Source organism: Billgrantia campisalis, from assembly GCF_022341425.1.
In the GTDB taxonomy this organism is placed as follows: domain Bacteria; phylum Pseudomonadota; class Gammaproteobacteria; order Pseudomonadales; family Halomonadaceae; genus Halomonas; species Halomonas campisalis.
This window is the reverse complement of sequence record NZ_JABFUC010000001.1, coordinates 205,167-218,477: the sequence shown is the minus strand read 5'-3', so window position 1 is coordinate 218,477 and position 13,311 is coordinate 205,167. Positions and strand designations below refer to the sequence as shown.

Below are 13,311 nucleotides of genomic sequence, written 5' to 3'. Positions count from 1 at the left end.
GAAAGGAGCTCCGCGATGAAACTACTTGTAACAGGGGGCGCGGGGTTCATCGGCTCGGCCGTGATTCGCCATATTATCCAGCAAACCGCCGACAGCGTGGTCAACGTCGACAAGTTGACCTATGCGGGTAACCTTGAGACGCTGCAGTCCGTTGCGGGTAACCCTCGCTACGCCTTCGAGCAGGCCGATATCTGCCATCGCAGCGAACTGGAGCGCGTGTTTGACGAGCACCAACCGGATGCGGTGATGCACTTGGCCGCCGAGAGCCATGTGGACCGCTCTATCGATGGCCCGGCGGAATTTATCCAGACCAATATCGTGGGTACCTATACGCTACTGGAAGTGGCTCGGAGCTACTGGAATGGCCTGGATGCCCAGCGTCACAAGGCATTCCGCCTGCACCATATCTCCACCGACGAGGTCTACGGCGACCTGGAGGGCCCGCAGGGACTGTTCACCGAACAGACGGCCTACGCCCCCAGCTCGCCCTATTCGGCCAGCAAGGCCAGTGCTGACCACCTAGTTCGGGCCTGGCAGCGCACCTATGGCCTGCCCACCCTGATCACCAACTGCTCGAACAACTACGGACCCTACCACTTCCCGGAGAAGCTGATCCCGCTGATGATCCTCAACGCGCTGGAGGGCAAGGCCTTGCCGGTGTATGGCAAGGGGGAACAGGTCCGCGACTGGCTCTATGTGGAAGACCACGCCCGGGCGCTCTACCAGGTAGTGACCGCAGGCAGGGTTGGGGAGACGTACAACATCGGTGGCAACAATGAGAAGCAGAATATTGAGGTGGTGCGTACCATCTGCGAATTGCTGGATGAGCTCACACCTTCACACCTCACGCCTCACTCATCGCTCATCACGTATGTTCCCGACCGCCCCGGCCACGATCTGCGCTACGCCATCGACGCCGACAAGATTGACCGCGAACTAGGCTGGTGCCCACAGGAAACCTTCGAATCCGGCATCCGCAAGACCGTACAGTGGTACCTGGAAAACCAGGCGTGGTGCCGCCGGGTTAAGAATGGCAGCTACCAACGCGAGCGGTTGGGACAACTGGTAGGAGACATGAAGTGAGTCTTGTGGAGAAAGTGAATAACTTTCTGACGCTGGGTGGTATCCAGATACATCGTGTGCCGACCATGAAAGACCTGGGAAAAAATGTGCCATCGACAGCAGGTAAGCTGGTGGAGTTGATAGGGCCTTCAGGTGTTGGAAAGACACATCTGTATCGTACCCTATTTCCTAAAATAAAAAGGGATTGGCACTCGCGGAGTGGTGCCAGAGCATATTCAAAACGTCAAGGGTCTTTCACTCAATGCAATGTTGACAACAATCCCATTGTTGAGGTGCTTTTAAAGTGGAAGAGTGGAAATATATGGTGTCGCGACATTCCGCTATGGCGAAAAGTCAGGCTATATGATTTTTTTGTTCAGGAAATGGCTGCGGATGTAATAGCCAAAGAGAAACTGTTGGCATCCTGCGGTATGTTTTCTGATGAGGGAGTTACTCATAATTTTACTCGAGAGTTATTGCAGTGGTATGAGATGAGGCACGAAGATAATGTCGATGCGTTATCGTCTTTCCTGCACAGACGCCTCATCATTCTTGTTGATGCGCCTGAAGACTATATCATGAGTAATCTCAAGCGAAGAAACTCCGAGAAATCCAGTGGGGCGCAAAACGATTGGCTCTCTTATATGAGTGAAAGAGAGGCATTTGAAATGATTAGTCGATCCAAACAAATTAAGAAAAGATGGATAGCAGTAGTGACTTCATTGGGGGTGCCTACATTAACGCTTGAAGCAAGTGACGGCTTGGTCGCTAATGAGCAGCGGGTATTCGATTTTCTGGGAGCTCAGGGAGAGCAAGCGATATGAAAGGCATCATCCTCGCCGGCGGCTCCGGCACTCGCCTTTATCCGATCACCATGGGCGTTTCCAAGCAGCTGTTACCCATCTATGACAAGCCGATGATCTACTATCCGCTCTCGGTGTTGATGCTGGCGGGCTTGCGGGATGTGCTGGTGATCACCACGCCGCAGGATCTTATCAGCTTCGAGCGCCTGCTGGGCGACGGTAGCCAGTTCGGCATCTCGTTGAGCTACGCTGAGCAGCCCAGCCCCGACGGCCTGGCCCAGGCATTCATCGTCGGCGAGCGGTTCATCGGTGACGACAGCGTCTGCCTGGTCCTCGGCGACAACATCTTTTACGGACAGGGCTTTTCGCCCAAGCTCAAGCAGGCGGCAGCGCGCCCTAGCGGGGCCACGGTATTCGGCTACCAGGTGAAAGACCCCGAGCGTTTTGGCGTAGTGGAGTTCGATAAACAAAAGCGTGTCATCTCAATCGAGGAGAAGCCGGCGAAACCCAAGTCTCAATACGCCGTGACTGGCCTCTACTTCTACGACAACGATGTCATCGAGATCGCCAAGCAGGTGCAGCCCTCCCACCGCGGTGAGCTGGAAATCACCAGTATCAACCAGGCCTACCTTGAGCGGGGTGATCTGAACGTGGAACAGCTGGGCCGGGGCTTTGCCTGGCTTGACACGGGCACCCACGAAAGCCTTCTGGAAGCCGCCCAGTTCGTGGAAACCATCGAGAAGCGCCAGGGTTACAAGATCGCCTGCCTGGAAGAGATCGCCTGGCGCAACGGCTGGTTGACCACCGACGCGGTGATCGAAGCCGGCGATCGGCTTGCCAAGAACGGCTATGGCAAATACCTGCTGGATATCGTTGACTCATGATTCCCGTGACCAAGCCCTACCTGCCCAGTCGGGAAAAGCTGGATCGCTATATCGACGGTATCTATGAACGCCAGTGGCTCACCAACGACGGACCGCTGGTAAGGGAGTTGACGCGTCGTCTGGAGGAGTACTTGGGCGTCGAGAATCTGCTGCTAGTCTGCAACGGTACCCTGGCGCTGCAGATTGCCTACCGGGCGCTGGGAATCAGTGGCCAGGCACTACCTGTAGAGGCGATCACCACGCCCTTTACCTTCTTGGCCACCGCTAGTTCGCTTAAGTGGGAAGGGGTGGAGCCGGTGTTCGTGGATATCGACGCGGGCACCTGGTGCCTGGACCCGGCGCTGATCGAAGCCGCCATCACCCCGCACACCCGGGCCATTGTGCCCGTGCATGTCTTCGGCAACGCCTGCGAGGTGGAAGCCATCGACGAGATTGGCCACCGGCACGGCTTGAAGGTGGTCTACGACGCGTCTCACGCTTTTGGCGTGACCTACAAGGGGGAGAGCCTGCTCAAGCACGGCGATGCCGCCACGCTCAGTTTTCACGCTACCAAACTGTTTCACACCATCGAGGGGGGCGCCATCTTCTTCAAGCGCAAGGGAGACCTGGAGCGCGCCAGACAGATGATCAATTTTGGTATCACCGGCCCTGAGACCATCGAAGAGATCGGTATCAACGCCAAGATGAATGAGTTCCAGGCGGCAATGGGGCTCTGTGTGTTGGATGAGATAGAAGAGAACATGGCGGCACGCCAAGTGGCATGGGACCTCTACATGACCGCAATGGGGGATCGGGTAGTGGCCCAGCGACGGGCAGCATTCGTAACCAACAATTACGCTTACGTGCCGGTGGTGCTGGAGAGCGAAACGCAAGTGTCAAGTCTCATCGCCCAGCTGAACACTCAGGGTATAATGCCAAGACGATATTTTTCGCCATCCTTGGATGCGACGCAGCTTTATGGTCCGGGTGAATGTTGTGTCTCGCAAGATATCGCCAAGCGGATTCTTTGCCTGCCGCTTTACTCGGGGGTTCCCGCATCCGCTATCGTCAACGTTATTCTCGATTCTTTCGACGGTAATTCTCTATGAAGCATAATCAGCACAATGCTACCTTCCCGTTTTGTCATTCGCCGACAGCATTCAATAAATGGACAGAGAAGGCTTTTCTCCAATACTGCTTGGGCGGTACGCTTTATATGCCCGGTACACGGGTTATCGTCGACAAGTTGCTTGACAAGTCATTGTCCGAACTCAAGTCGATGGTGATGTGCTTTGAAGACGCCATCCGCGAAGAGGATGTTGGACAAGCTGAGCAAAATGTACTCCAACATCTTGAACGGCTGGCTGCCGCTGTCGAAGCGGACGAGCTTTCCTGGAATGACTTGCCCTTGATTTTTCTACGCGTGCGTACCGCTGAACAATTTATTCGTTTTGCCGAGAAAATTGGCGCCGAACAGGCGCAGGTGCTCAGTGGCTTTGTTTTTCCCAAATTCTATAGTAGCAATGCTCACATTTACCTGGAGAAGTTGCAGGATATTAACGACCGCTTGGGCGTTACCCTTTACGGCATGCCGATCCTGGAGGGCAAGGCCATCGCCTATCAAGAAACCAGGTCGGGAGAGCTGTGTCGCCTAAGAGAGATCCTGCATCCTCACAAGTCGCTCATTCTTAACATTCGGGTTGGCGGTACGGATTTCTCGTCTCTATTTGGAGTACGAAGAAGCATCAACTCCTCAATTTACGACATCCTTCCCGTGCGCGACGCTCTGTCCGAGATTCTGAATTTCTTCAATCGTGTAGAAGATGGCTATACCGTTTCGGCTCCGGTCTGGGAGTATTTCCTGGCCTACAAGCAAGACGACATGGATGAGTTGCTCAAGCATAACCTGCATGGATCACTGATGACCAAAACGCCCATTCTTAATGACGCTGTTGATGGCCTATTACGGGAGCTGCTGATAGACAAGACCAATGGTTTCGTTGGCAAGACGGTTATCCATCCCTCCCACCTTCGATATGTCAATGCCATGCAGGCTGTTACTGAGGAAGAATACAACGATGCCATGCAGATACTGGATGCCGGAGGCGGAGTAATCAAAAGCGGCAATGCCAACAAGATGAATGAAATCGGACCCCATCGCAGCTGGGCCACCCGAGTTGAGTTGCGCGCCCGTGCCTATGGCGTCATCGCCGATGAAGACGAATACCTTAAGTTGTTTCAGAGTGGAGACTGAGCATGGCCACCCTGACCGACCGCATTGTCGATGAACTTTACGCTACGTCCATTCAGCCCCTCCAGGCTCAGGACATCACATTCTGCCGCGGGCGGCTCATCGACTATCTGGGCGTGACCTTTGCCGGGGCACGGTTACTGGAGTGCGAGCTGCGTGCCCTGCTGGCACACCACACGGGCCATGGCACCGCCCCTCTTATTGGCCTGGCCGCCACTAGCGATCCCCGCACGGCGGCATTGTGCAACGGCATGAGCGCCCATGCCGCCGAGCTGGACGATGGGGAGCGCCACGGCATGGTTCACCCAGGCGCCCCGGTGATCTCGGCCATCCTCGCTGCCGCTTGTTCACCGCCCCCCGGGCGTTCCTTCTGCAGCATGGATCTATGGCGCGCAATCCTCACCGGCTATGAGTCCACCTTGCGCATGGCGCGGTGGCTTCAGCCACAACTGAAAGAGCGCGGTTACCATGCGTCCGGGGTGTGCGGCACGATCGGCGCCGCCATGGGCGTGGCCACTCTCTTGGGCTTGTCCCGAGAGCAGATGAAGGTCGCCTTCAGTGCGGCTGTCACGGGTGCGGCGGGTAGCCTCAAGGTGATCAGGGGGGCGTCCCAGCTCAAGCCTTACAACACCGGGCAGGCGGCCCTTGCGGGCTATAACGCCGCTACCATCGCCCAGACCGGGCTCAACGGCCCCGAAGATGTGCTCGAGGGCGAACTGGGTTTCGTGCAGATGATCACTGGCATACCCGGCGAAACCCTGATGGAGCGGTGGCCTAGCGGGGGGCATTGGCCCATGAGATCTACATCAAACCCTACGCCGCCTGCCGCCACTGTCATGCCCCCATGGAAGCCACCCTCGCCCTGCGGGCAGAGCACAAGCTGACACCGGAGGTGGTGGAAGCCATTACCGTCACCACTCACCGTTACGCGGTTCACCTTCACGATCACCGGGACATACCCAGCCCGGCATCGGGAAAAATGAGTATTCCCTATAGTGTGGCCGTAGCCTTGGTCACCGGGGAGGCGGGTATGGCCGCCTTTTCCAAGGAGCGGCTGGCCAATCCCGTTATCCAGGCCCTCACCCGCAAGGTGCGAGTCGTGGAAGATCCTGGCATGACACAGCGGGTACCGCACAGCGCATGGCACGGGTGGAGATCACCCTGAATGACGGCACCCAACGTGAGGCAACATTAGAACTGCCCAAGGGCGAGCCGGAGACGCCACTCAGCCCGGATGAAATGGAAGCCAAATTCATCGAATTGATGGCATTCGCCGGTCACGATCGGCCCCATGCCCGAAGCCTCTTGCAACAGATCGACCAGCTCGATGGCGACCTCTCGTCGCTGTGGCCCCGTTTGAGCCGCGAATCGCCTTAAGTGTTTTGCCCAGCAAAAGGAATCCACCGATGAAAGAGACCCGCGCCTTCCTTGCCCGCCTCGGACTCCCCGAAGGGGATCGCTACGACCTGCCTACCTCGACCAAGCGTTTCGCCGACGGCGGCCAATACCGCTTCGAAGTGCCCGGCATCCAGGGTCCCGGCGCCATGAAAGCGCTGCTGGTTGAACTGGAAAAATACGGTTTACCTATACACCGGGTGACCCAGACCAAAGGCATCATGTCCCTGACAAATGAAGAAATCCAGGCCATGGCTGCCATGGCCGAGCGGTACCAGGTGGAACTGATACTGGCGATAGGCCCCCGGGCCACTACCGATACCAGCGCCTCGGTGAATACCCCCGAAGGCCAGCGAATGGGGTACCGCCTGCGGGGCCAGGAGCAGATCGTGCGGGCGTTGGAAGACGTTAAGCGCGCCGCCAGACTGGGCTGTCGCTCATTTCTCGTCTACGACGAAGGCTGCCTCTGGGTGCTCAATGAGGCCAGAAAGGCCGGAGAAATCCCGACGGAGTGCCGGTTCAAGGTGTCGGCCCACTGCGGCCACGGCAACCCCTGCGCGGCCAAACTGCTGGAGCAGACTGGGGCCGACTCCCTCAACCCCGTCCGCGATATCCAACTGCAGATGCTCGCGGCCATGCGCCAGGCCATTGATATCCCCCTCGACATCCATACCGAAAATCCTGCGTCCACGGGGGGCTTTATCCGCCACTACGAAGTACCGGAGATGATCCGGGTAGCCGCACCCATCTATCTGAAAACCGGCGGGTCGGTCGCCAAGACCCATAGCTGGGACACGACCGAGGCCGATGCACGGGCGCGGGCCAAGCAGGTGCTGCTGGTCAAGCGGATGATCGACCAGTACTACCCGGAAGCTATCTGGTCAGACCAGGAAAGCTGATGCCGAAGATTCTGCTGACCAATTATTACCGTCCAGAGCCCCTGAGCTTTGTCAAGAGGCTGGTGCCGGAGGGGTTTGAATTGCTCGCCCTCGACCAGCCGGGCCAGGAGGAGGTGATTCGCCAGGCCCCCCAGGCGGATTACCTGCTGGCGGGCGGGCGTACACGCGTTGACGCCAAGGTACTCGAGGCAGCACCGAGACTGAAAATGATCCAGCGATCCGGGGTGGGGCTCGATTCACTGGATCTGGACGCCATTCGCCAGCGGGGAATTCCGCTGTACGTGAATGAAGGGGTCAATTCCCGCAGCGTGGCCGAACACACCGCCATGCTAATGCTGGGCACCCTGCGGAAACTGGGTGAGGTCAACGCCATGACCCACGGCGGGCAGTGGGTCAAACACGACGTGGGAATAAGGTGCCATGATCTATTTGACAAACAGGTTGGCCTGATTGGCCTGGGCAACATCGGCAGCTACGTTGCCGAGATGCTCAAGGGGTTTGGTGTTCATACGGTTTATCACAAGCGCCATCGCCTCTCAGCCGACCAGGAGCAGCGGCTCGGTGTACGCTACCTGCCCCTGCAAGAACTGCTGAGCACTTCAGACATCATCAGCCTGCACTGTGCGCTAACCGCAGATACCCGCAACCTTATCGGCGAGGCCGAGTTGGCCGATATGAAACCGGGGGCCGTGGTGATCAATACTTCCCGGGGGGCATTGATAGACGAAGCTGCCCTGCTGGGCGCACTACAATCAGGACACGTTGCCGGTGCGGGTTTGGATGCCTTCGCTAAAGAGCCGCTGCCATCAGACCATCCCTTCAAGGGCATGAATAATATCGTGATGACGCCACATATTGGTGGTATCACGGCTGAAACGTTTGGCGAATTAATCAGGAAGGCATTCAGTAATATTGCGCTATTTGATGCCAGAAACCTTGAAATAATGACGGCGAAAGAAATTAAATGATGAATAAGCCTGTTGCAATTGTGCTTGGGGGAACTATCCCCCACAAGTTTTTGATCGAAAACCTTCGGGATCGTGGCTATCAGACCATTCTGGTCGATTACTATGAAAATCCACCGGCTGCCCCTTCTGCAGATAGACACATCCGCGAAAGCACACTGGACCTTGACGCTGTTCTTGATATAGCGAGGCACGAAAATGCATCGCTAGTGATATCTGGCTGCGTGGATCAAGCCAACGTGACTGCCTGTTACGTGGCAGAGCAGCTGGGCTTGCCAGCACCCTATTCCTATGAGACGTCACTAAGGGTAACGGACAAAGCTCTCATGAAAGCGGGGATGCTACATGCGGGTGTCCCAACTGCATCGTATGATATCGTCACTGCGGATCAAGTTTCCTCCTTCCCCTGCTGCGAGCACTTCCCGAAAGTCGTAAAACCCTGCGATTGCAACGGCTCAAAAGGAGTGCGTAAGGTAGATAACGATAAGGAGTTGAAGGCCGCGCTAAAGGCTGCTTGTGAATTTTCCCGGGCAGGCAAGGCCATTGTAGAAGATTTTAACCATGGGTTTGAGGTGAGCGGCTATTTCTTTATTGGCAGTGATGAAGTGTCAGAGATCCATATAAAGCGGAAAAGCTTGCCATCGAGACAAGGGAGTGAAGCACTTCAGTCATTCATGTCAATCGGACCAGAAATACTGCCAGAGTCCACTAAGATTAACTTCAATAACGCTGTCAAAAAAATCGCTCAAGGCTTTGGGCTAAAGAATACACCAATCCTAGTGCAGGCCAACATCGATGGCGAAAATATTAAGGTGATTGAATTTGCGCCTAGAGTGAGCGGAGGACTCGTTTTTAGAGAAATAAAGATTTTGACAAGTTTTGACCTGATTGATGCGGTTATAGACTCTTATCTGGGTAATGAGGTCGACACTTCCTTCGTGAAAGAGCCATTTGAAAAGGTTTCAGTCGTTCATCTTTACGGAACAGGAGGAATCTTCGATCATGTTGAAGGCATGGAGAGCCTGCTTGAAGATGGCACTGTCGAAGATTTCTTCCTACACAAGACGCCGGGTATGCCCATGAGTTGTGATGACCTCGCCAGCCGGAACCGTGTAATGGGTTTGATAGTTAAATTTAATGAACCAAGCGACCTTGATTTAAAGATAAGTGCTACTCTTTTACGGTTAAAGGTAGTTTCAAAATGCGGCGAAGATGTACTTAGAAGAGATGTTTTTAATTAATAGATATGCCTGGAAGAAAGTATGTAACTCTGAGCCTGAATTCAAGCAGTAAGTGCAGCATTTTTGTGTCTTGGTCGGTAAAGCAGGGAGTGGGTCCCGGCGCTTGTCCTCCAGCTTCCACTTGATAGCCTAAAGTGTTGCAGCATATTTTATGCATGCCAGAGGTAAAAGAAAAGGGGCAATTGACTCTCGGTCAGCGTACTACCTCCGCCATGATCGCTTCGATGCTGTGGATACACATGGTCGGTGTTTCATCAAGCGAGTGCTGGTGACTGCTTCTTGGGCTGATTTTAATACACTTTTCTGTAGACTCATGGGTCGTATTCATTTAATGATAATAAACGATTGAGTGGCTTAGGAATCTCGCCAATGAATTTCATCAGCTACGCAAAACGAATATCGCGCTCGGGCTTCCATGCCATGGGCTTCGATGTAGTTCGATACCGGTCCGCTAAATCAAGGGAGAGGCCTACCGTCTCTCACCAGGCGGCACCACCTCTTATGGTCCATGTTCTTGGGGCGCAAGGTGTGGGGAAATCGACCATTTGTCAAGAAATCTTGCGAACGAGTAACAATGGCGTTGATTTGCTTTACGGGTACACCCGCATTGAACCGCCAGGTCGTGGCTGGATTCTTGGGTTTGATGAAATGCCGTCGAGCTTTGAAAAGTTACTTGAATTAAAGTTGAAGTCAATATCAGAGGATAAGCGAAGAACAGTACATGCTAAGCTTCGCCATCTTTATTTCATATACATGTTAGTTACAAATCATGTATGGCTTACCAAGCTTAGTTTCAATAGGGTAAAACTAGTTGATTCTGGCCTGCTTCAGCATTTCGCTCCTGAGTTGCTTATTCTGCACCGCGCAGATCCCGGCGCTTTTTCAAAACTCGTTGAAAATAGTATCATTGTTCATTGCGTAGGGGACATGGATACCATATTATCCCGTATTGATCTGCGTAAAAAGTGTGGGAAGGTCATCCCCAGTCACTGGGGGTTGGACAAAAATAGTCTTAAGGACCACATAGAAATCTACCGATCTGAACGAATGCACTTTGTTGAAGCAGCTCGACAGCATGGGGTACCTTGCCTGGAAGTCGATGCGGCAGAAAACACACGTGATAATGCGTGGAAGGCGTATGAGTTTATCAAAAGTCAGAGGAATAGCCCGCAAGGGGAGAGGCTAAAAAACTCAGCTTTAGGCGGCTGATGCTATCGACGCTGCCCGTTCGTTGCCTCAGCTGTACTATTTGACCACTTAAGTTGGTAAGAAAGTTAAGGTTGTGCGCTGAAATAAATACTTGTGAAGATACAAGATCTCTCAGTTGATTGATTAATTGTTTCCTGAGAGTATAAATTTTTAGCTATATCATTTTTAGTTGAGGCAGTATGGCTTCCTCTATATTAGACTCTTTTTATTATAAAGGCATGTATGGTACCTCGGCCATGACAAACGTCTTCTCTGACGAGGGCCGCATCAACGCCTGGCTGGCTGCCGAGGTCGCTCTCGCCAAAGGAGAGGCCCGTGTCGGCGTGATTCCTCAGCAGGCAGCGGATGCCATTGCCGAGGCGGCCAAGTTGGAGAATCTCGATCTGCAGGCCATGAAGGTTGAGTTTAATCGAGTTGGCTTTCCCATCATGCCGTTGGTGCACCAGTTAGCCAAGGCCTGCGATCCCGAATCGGGGCGCTGGGTCCACTGGGGTTCCACCACCCAGGACATCCTCGATACCGGCCTGGTGCTGCAGATGCGCGAGGGCATTGCGCTGCTGGAGCAGGATCTCAATGCCCTGATCGCGGCCTTGGCCAAACTGGCCGAGACGCATCGCAATACCGTGATGGCAGGGCGCACCTTTCAGCAGCAGGCCGCGCCGATCACCTTCGGTTATAAGGTTGCGGTATGGCTGGATGAGATGCTGCGCCACAAGGAGCGCCTTGCCGAGGTGAAGACGCGTGTGCTGGTGGGGCAGTGTGCCGGTGCTGTGGGCACGCTGGCCACTCTCGGCAAGGATGGCCTGGCCGTTCAGCGGGCGATGATGGCGGAGCTGGACCTAGCAGCGCCCACTGTGACCTGGCACACCGCACGAGACAGCTGGGCGGAGATGGTGAACTGGTTGGTGTTGGTCACCAGCACCCTGGGCAAGGTGGCGACAGAAATTGCCACCTTGATGCGTACCGAGGTCAATGAGGTGCGTGAACCCTATCAGACAGGGCGTGGGGCCAGCAGCACCCTGCCTCAGAAGCGTAATCCTATCGCCTGCCCGCGCATCATCGCCATCGCCCATCGCATGCGTGAATTCTCGGCGGCCCAGTTCTCCGCCATGATCCAGGAGCACGAGCGGGCAGTGGGGGCCATGCCCATCGAATGGATGGTCATTCCCGAGGCATTCATGCTGGCCTCTGGCAGCCTTTCCCAAAGCCTCGACATACTGGGTGATCTGGAGGTGGATGCCGCTCAGATGCGCGCCAACCTGAATCTGGGAGGTGGCTTGCTCATGGCCGAGGCCGTAATGATGGGGATCGCCCCGTTGATAGGCCGTAACCAGGCCCACGATCTGGTCTTTACCGCCGCGGGTCGCGCCAACGATGCCGGCCAGACCCTGCGGGAAACACTTATCGAGGACCAGGCCATCATGGAACACGTCACGGTGGAGCAGTTGGACGTATTGCTGGACCCCGCCAACTACACCGGTTCTGCCGGCGCCATGGTGGATGCCGTGTTAGCCAAGTGGGAAGCAATGAAGGAGAGGGCATGAGCAAGCGCTGGAGAAACCGCCCTGAAGGGGCCAACTGGGGGGAGTTTGGTGAGGACGACCAGATCGGTCGCCTCAACCTCATGGATGAAGCCAAGGTATTGCAAGGCGCCGTCGAGATACGGGTGGGCAAGACCTTCTGCCTGAGCTTGCCTTTGGATTACCCCGGGGGCAACCTCCTGAGCCCCGTTCGCTTTCCCCCCCAGTTACGTCCTGTGATCCGTAACGACGAACCCTATTACAATTACGAGTGGCGCAAGAAAAACCTCAAGCTCACCGATATCGCGTCGGACGATGCCGTATTGCTGCACACCCAGTATTCCACCCAGTGGGATTCTCTGGCCCATCGCGGTTCACTCTTTGACGCAGATGGTGATGGCGATCCCGAGCCTTTGTATTACAACGGTTTTATGGCGGGCAGTGATATTGCCCTTGCCGATGACAACACCTCCTTTGCGGCCGCGCTGGGCATCGAGCAGATGGCCGTCCACGGGGTGCAGGGTCGAGGTGTGATGGTCGACCTGTTCAGCCATTGCGGCGAGTTTCCCCGCCGTGAAGTGGGCTATGACGAGTTGATGGGTATCCTCGAGACGGACGGCGTGCAGGTGGAAAAGGGCGATGTACTCTGCCTCTGGACCGGACTGGACCGCATGATCCTCAGAATGAACAAGCAGCCCGACGCCTCCCTGAAAGAAGCTTGCGCCGTCCTGGATGGCCACGACAAGCGTCTGTTGCAGTGGATCAGCGACTCCGGTATCGCCGCCATCGCATCCGATAACCTAGCCGTCGAGAACGTCGGTAAGGCCGTGCCCGACTGCTGCACGACCACGCTGCCCTTGCATGAGCACTGCCTGTTCAAGTTAGGCATTCACCTCGGCGAACTCTGGCACCTGGCCGAGCTCGCGCAGTGGCTCAAGGCCAATGGGCGCTCGCGCTTCATGCTTACCGCGCCGCCTTTGCGCTTGACTGGCGCCGTTGGGTCACCCGTAACGCCGATTGCCACGGTGTAATTTATTTGAGTATGATGATCATGTCAGTCACGGCAAATACTGAATGTAATCAACCCGCCTCATTCATGAGGT

General features: G+C 55.3%; 14 protein-coding genes. All 14 read left to right on the top strand.

All coding sequences use genetic code 11. The annotated features are described in order from the left end of the window. Positions 1–15 precede the first annotated feature (15 nt). The 14 genes from rfbB to HOP52_RS00895 all read left to right on the top strand — a co-directional run bounded on the left by rfbB (position 16) and on the right by HOP52_RS00895 (position 13,239). Positions 16–1,083: a dTDP-glucose 4,6-dehydratase gene (gene rfbB / locus HOP52_RS00955; RefSeq protein WP_238975040.1), complete on the top strand. Its 1,068-nt coding sequence runs from the start codon at positions 16–18 to the stop codon at positions 1,081–1,083. Beyond that, positions 1,080–1,886, top strand: coding sequence for a hypothetical protein (locus HOP52_RS00950; RefSeq protein WP_238975038.1), 807 nt, complete (start codon positions 1,080–1,082; stop codon positions 1,884–1,886). The genes rfbB and HOP52_RS00950 overlap by 4 nt, the downstream gene beginning before the upstream one ends. After that, complete coding sequence (gene rfbA, locus HOP52_RS00945; protein WP_238975036.1) at positions 1,883–2,749, top strand: glucose-1-phosphate thymidylyltransferase RfbA; 867 nt, start codon at positions 1,883–1,885, stop codon at positions 2,747–2,749. Before HOP52_RS00950 ends, rfbA begins: the two co-directional genes overlap by 4 nt. Further along, a complete protein-coding gene (locus HOP52_RS00940; RefSeq protein ID WP_238975034.1) occupies positions 2,746–3,837 on the top strand; it encodes a DegT/DnrJ/EryC1/StrS family aminotransferase in 1,092 nt (363 codons plus the stop codon). Before rfbA ends, HOP52_RS00940 begins: the two co-directional genes overlap by 4 nt. Continuing rightward, a complete protein-coding gene (locus tag HOP52_RS00935) occupies positions 3,834–4,982 on the top strand; it encodes an HpcH/HpaI aldolase/citrate lyase family protein (protein ID WP_238975032.1) in 1,149 nt (382 codons plus the stop codon). The genes HOP52_RS00940 and HOP52_RS00935 overlap by 4 nt, the downstream gene beginning before the upstream one ends. A 2-nt stretch (positions 4,983–4,984) precedes the next feature. Then, positions 4,985–5,863 (top strand): MmgE/PrpD family protein, encoded by an 879-nt coding sequence (locus HOP52_RS00930; protein WP_238975029.1) that lies wholly within the window; start codon positions 4,985–4,987, stop codon positions 5,861–5,863. Continuing rightward, positions 5,824–6,144: an MmgE/PrpD family protein gene (locus tag HOP52_RS19765; RefSeq protein ID WP_422677675.1), complete on the top strand. Its 321-nt coding sequence runs from the start codon at positions 5,824–5,826 to the stop codon at positions 6,142–6,144. The genes HOP52_RS00930 and HOP52_RS19765 overlap by 40 nt, the downstream gene beginning before the upstream one ends. Then, the gene (locus HOP52_RS00925) at positions 6,120–6,356 is read left to right on the top strand and encodes an MmgE/PrpD family protein (protein WP_238975027.1); all 237 of its coding nucleotides are present in this window, start codon (positions 6,120–6,122) and stop codon (positions 6,354–6,356) included. The genes HOP52_RS19765 and HOP52_RS00925 overlap by 25 nt, the downstream gene beginning before the upstream one ends. A gap of 29 nt (positions 6,357–6,385) precedes the next feature. After that, positions 6,386–7,273 (top strand): hypothetical protein, encoded by an 888-nt coding sequence (locus tag HOP52_RS00920; protein WP_238975025.1) that lies wholly within the window; start codon positions 6,386–6,388, stop codon positions 7,271–7,273. Continuing rightward, the gene (locus HOP52_RS00915) at positions 7,273–8,241 is read left to right on the top strand and encodes a 2-hydroxyacid dehydrogenase (RefSeq protein ID WP_238975023.1); all 969 of its coding nucleotides are present in this window, start codon (positions 7,273–7,275) and stop codon (positions 8,239–8,241) included. The genes HOP52_RS00920 and HOP52_RS00915 overlap by 1 nt, the downstream gene beginning before the upstream one ends. Continuing rightward, a complete protein-coding gene (locus HOP52_RS00910; RefSeq protein ID WP_238975022.1) occupies positions 8,238–9,479 on the top strand; it encodes an ATP-grasp domain-containing protein in 1,242 nt (413 codons plus the stop codon). The genes HOP52_RS00915 and HOP52_RS00910 overlap by 4 nt, the downstream gene beginning before the upstream one ends. 369 nt (positions 9,480–9,848) lie before the next feature. After that, a complete protein-coding gene (locus HOP52_RS00905; RefSeq protein ID WP_238975019.1) occupies positions 9,849–10,688 on the top strand; it encodes a hypothetical protein in 840 nt (279 codons plus the stop codon). 179 nt (positions 10,689–10,867) lie between these two features. Further along, positions 10,868–12,232 (top strand): class-II fumarase/aspartase family protein, encoded by a 1,365-nt coding sequence (locus HOP52_RS00900; protein ID WP_238975017.1) that lies wholly within the window; start codon positions 10,868–10,870, stop codon positions 12,230–12,232. Then, positions 12,229–13,239: a cyclase family protein gene (locus HOP52_RS00895; RefSeq protein WP_238975015.1), complete on the top strand. Its 1,011-nt coding sequence runs from the start codon at positions 12,229–12,231 to the stop codon at positions 13,237–13,239. The genes HOP52_RS00900 and HOP52_RS00895 overlap by 4 nt, the downstream gene beginning before the upstream one ends. The last annotated feature ends 72 nt before the right edge of the window (positions 13,240–13,311 follow it).

What these genes read in the sequence shown, in the direction of transcription:
- rfbB (WP_238975040.1), top strand. Translation starts at nt 16, where the DNA reads ATGAAACTACTTGTAACAGGGGGCGCGGGGTTCATCGGCTCGGCCGTG.
- rfbA (WP_238975036.1), top strand. Translation starts at nt 1,883, where the DNA reads ATGAAAGGCATCATCCTCGCCGGCGGCTCCGGCACTCGCCTTTATCCG.
- HOP52_RS00940 (WP_238975034.1), top strand. Translation starts at nt 2,746, where the DNA reads ATGATTCCCGTGACCAAGCCCTACCTGCCCAGTCGGGAAAAGCTGGAT.
- HOP52_RS00935 (WP_238975032.1), top strand. Translation starts at nt 3,834, where the DNA reads ATGAAGCATAATCAGCACAATGCTACCTTCCCGTTTTGTCATTCGCCG.
- HOP52_RS00930 (WP_238975029.1), top strand. Translation starts at nt 4,985, where the DNA reads ATGGCCACCCTGACCGACCGCATTGTCGATGAACTTTACGCTACGTCC.
- HOP52_RS19765 (WP_422677675.1), top strand. Translation starts at nt 5,824, where the DNA reads ATGGAAGCCACCCTCGCCCTGCGGGCAGAGCACAAGCTGACACCGGAG.
- HOP52_RS00925 (WP_238975027.1), top strand. Translation starts at nt 6,120, where the DNA reads ATGGCACGGGTGGAGATCACCCTGAATGACGGCACCCAACGTGAGGCA.
- HOP52_RS00920 (WP_238975025.1), top strand. Translation starts at nt 6,386, where the DNA reads ATGAAAGAGACCCGCGCCTTCCTTGCCCGCCTCGGACTCCCCGAAGGG.
- HOP52_RS00915 (WP_238975023.1), top strand. Translation starts at nt 7,273, where the DNA reads ATGCCGAAGATTCTGCTGACCAATTATTACCGTCCAGAGCCCCTGAGC.
- HOP52_RS00910 (WP_238975022.1), top strand. Translation starts at nt 8,238, where the DNA reads ATGATGAATAAGCCTGTTGCAATTGTGCTTGGGGGAACTATCCCCCAC.
- HOP52_RS00905 (WP_238975019.1), top strand. Translation starts at nt 9,849, where the DNA reads ATGAATTTCATCAGCTACGCAAAACGAATATCGCGCTCGGGCTTCCAT.
- HOP52_RS00900 (WP_238975017.1), top strand. Translation starts at nt 10,868, where the DNA reads ATGGCTTCCTCTATATTAGACTCTTTTTATTATAAAGGCATGTATGGT.
- HOP52_RS00895 (WP_238975015.1), top strand. Translation starts at nt 12,229, where the DNA reads ATGAGCAAGCGCTGGAGAAACCGCCCTGAAGGGGCCAACTGGGGGGAG.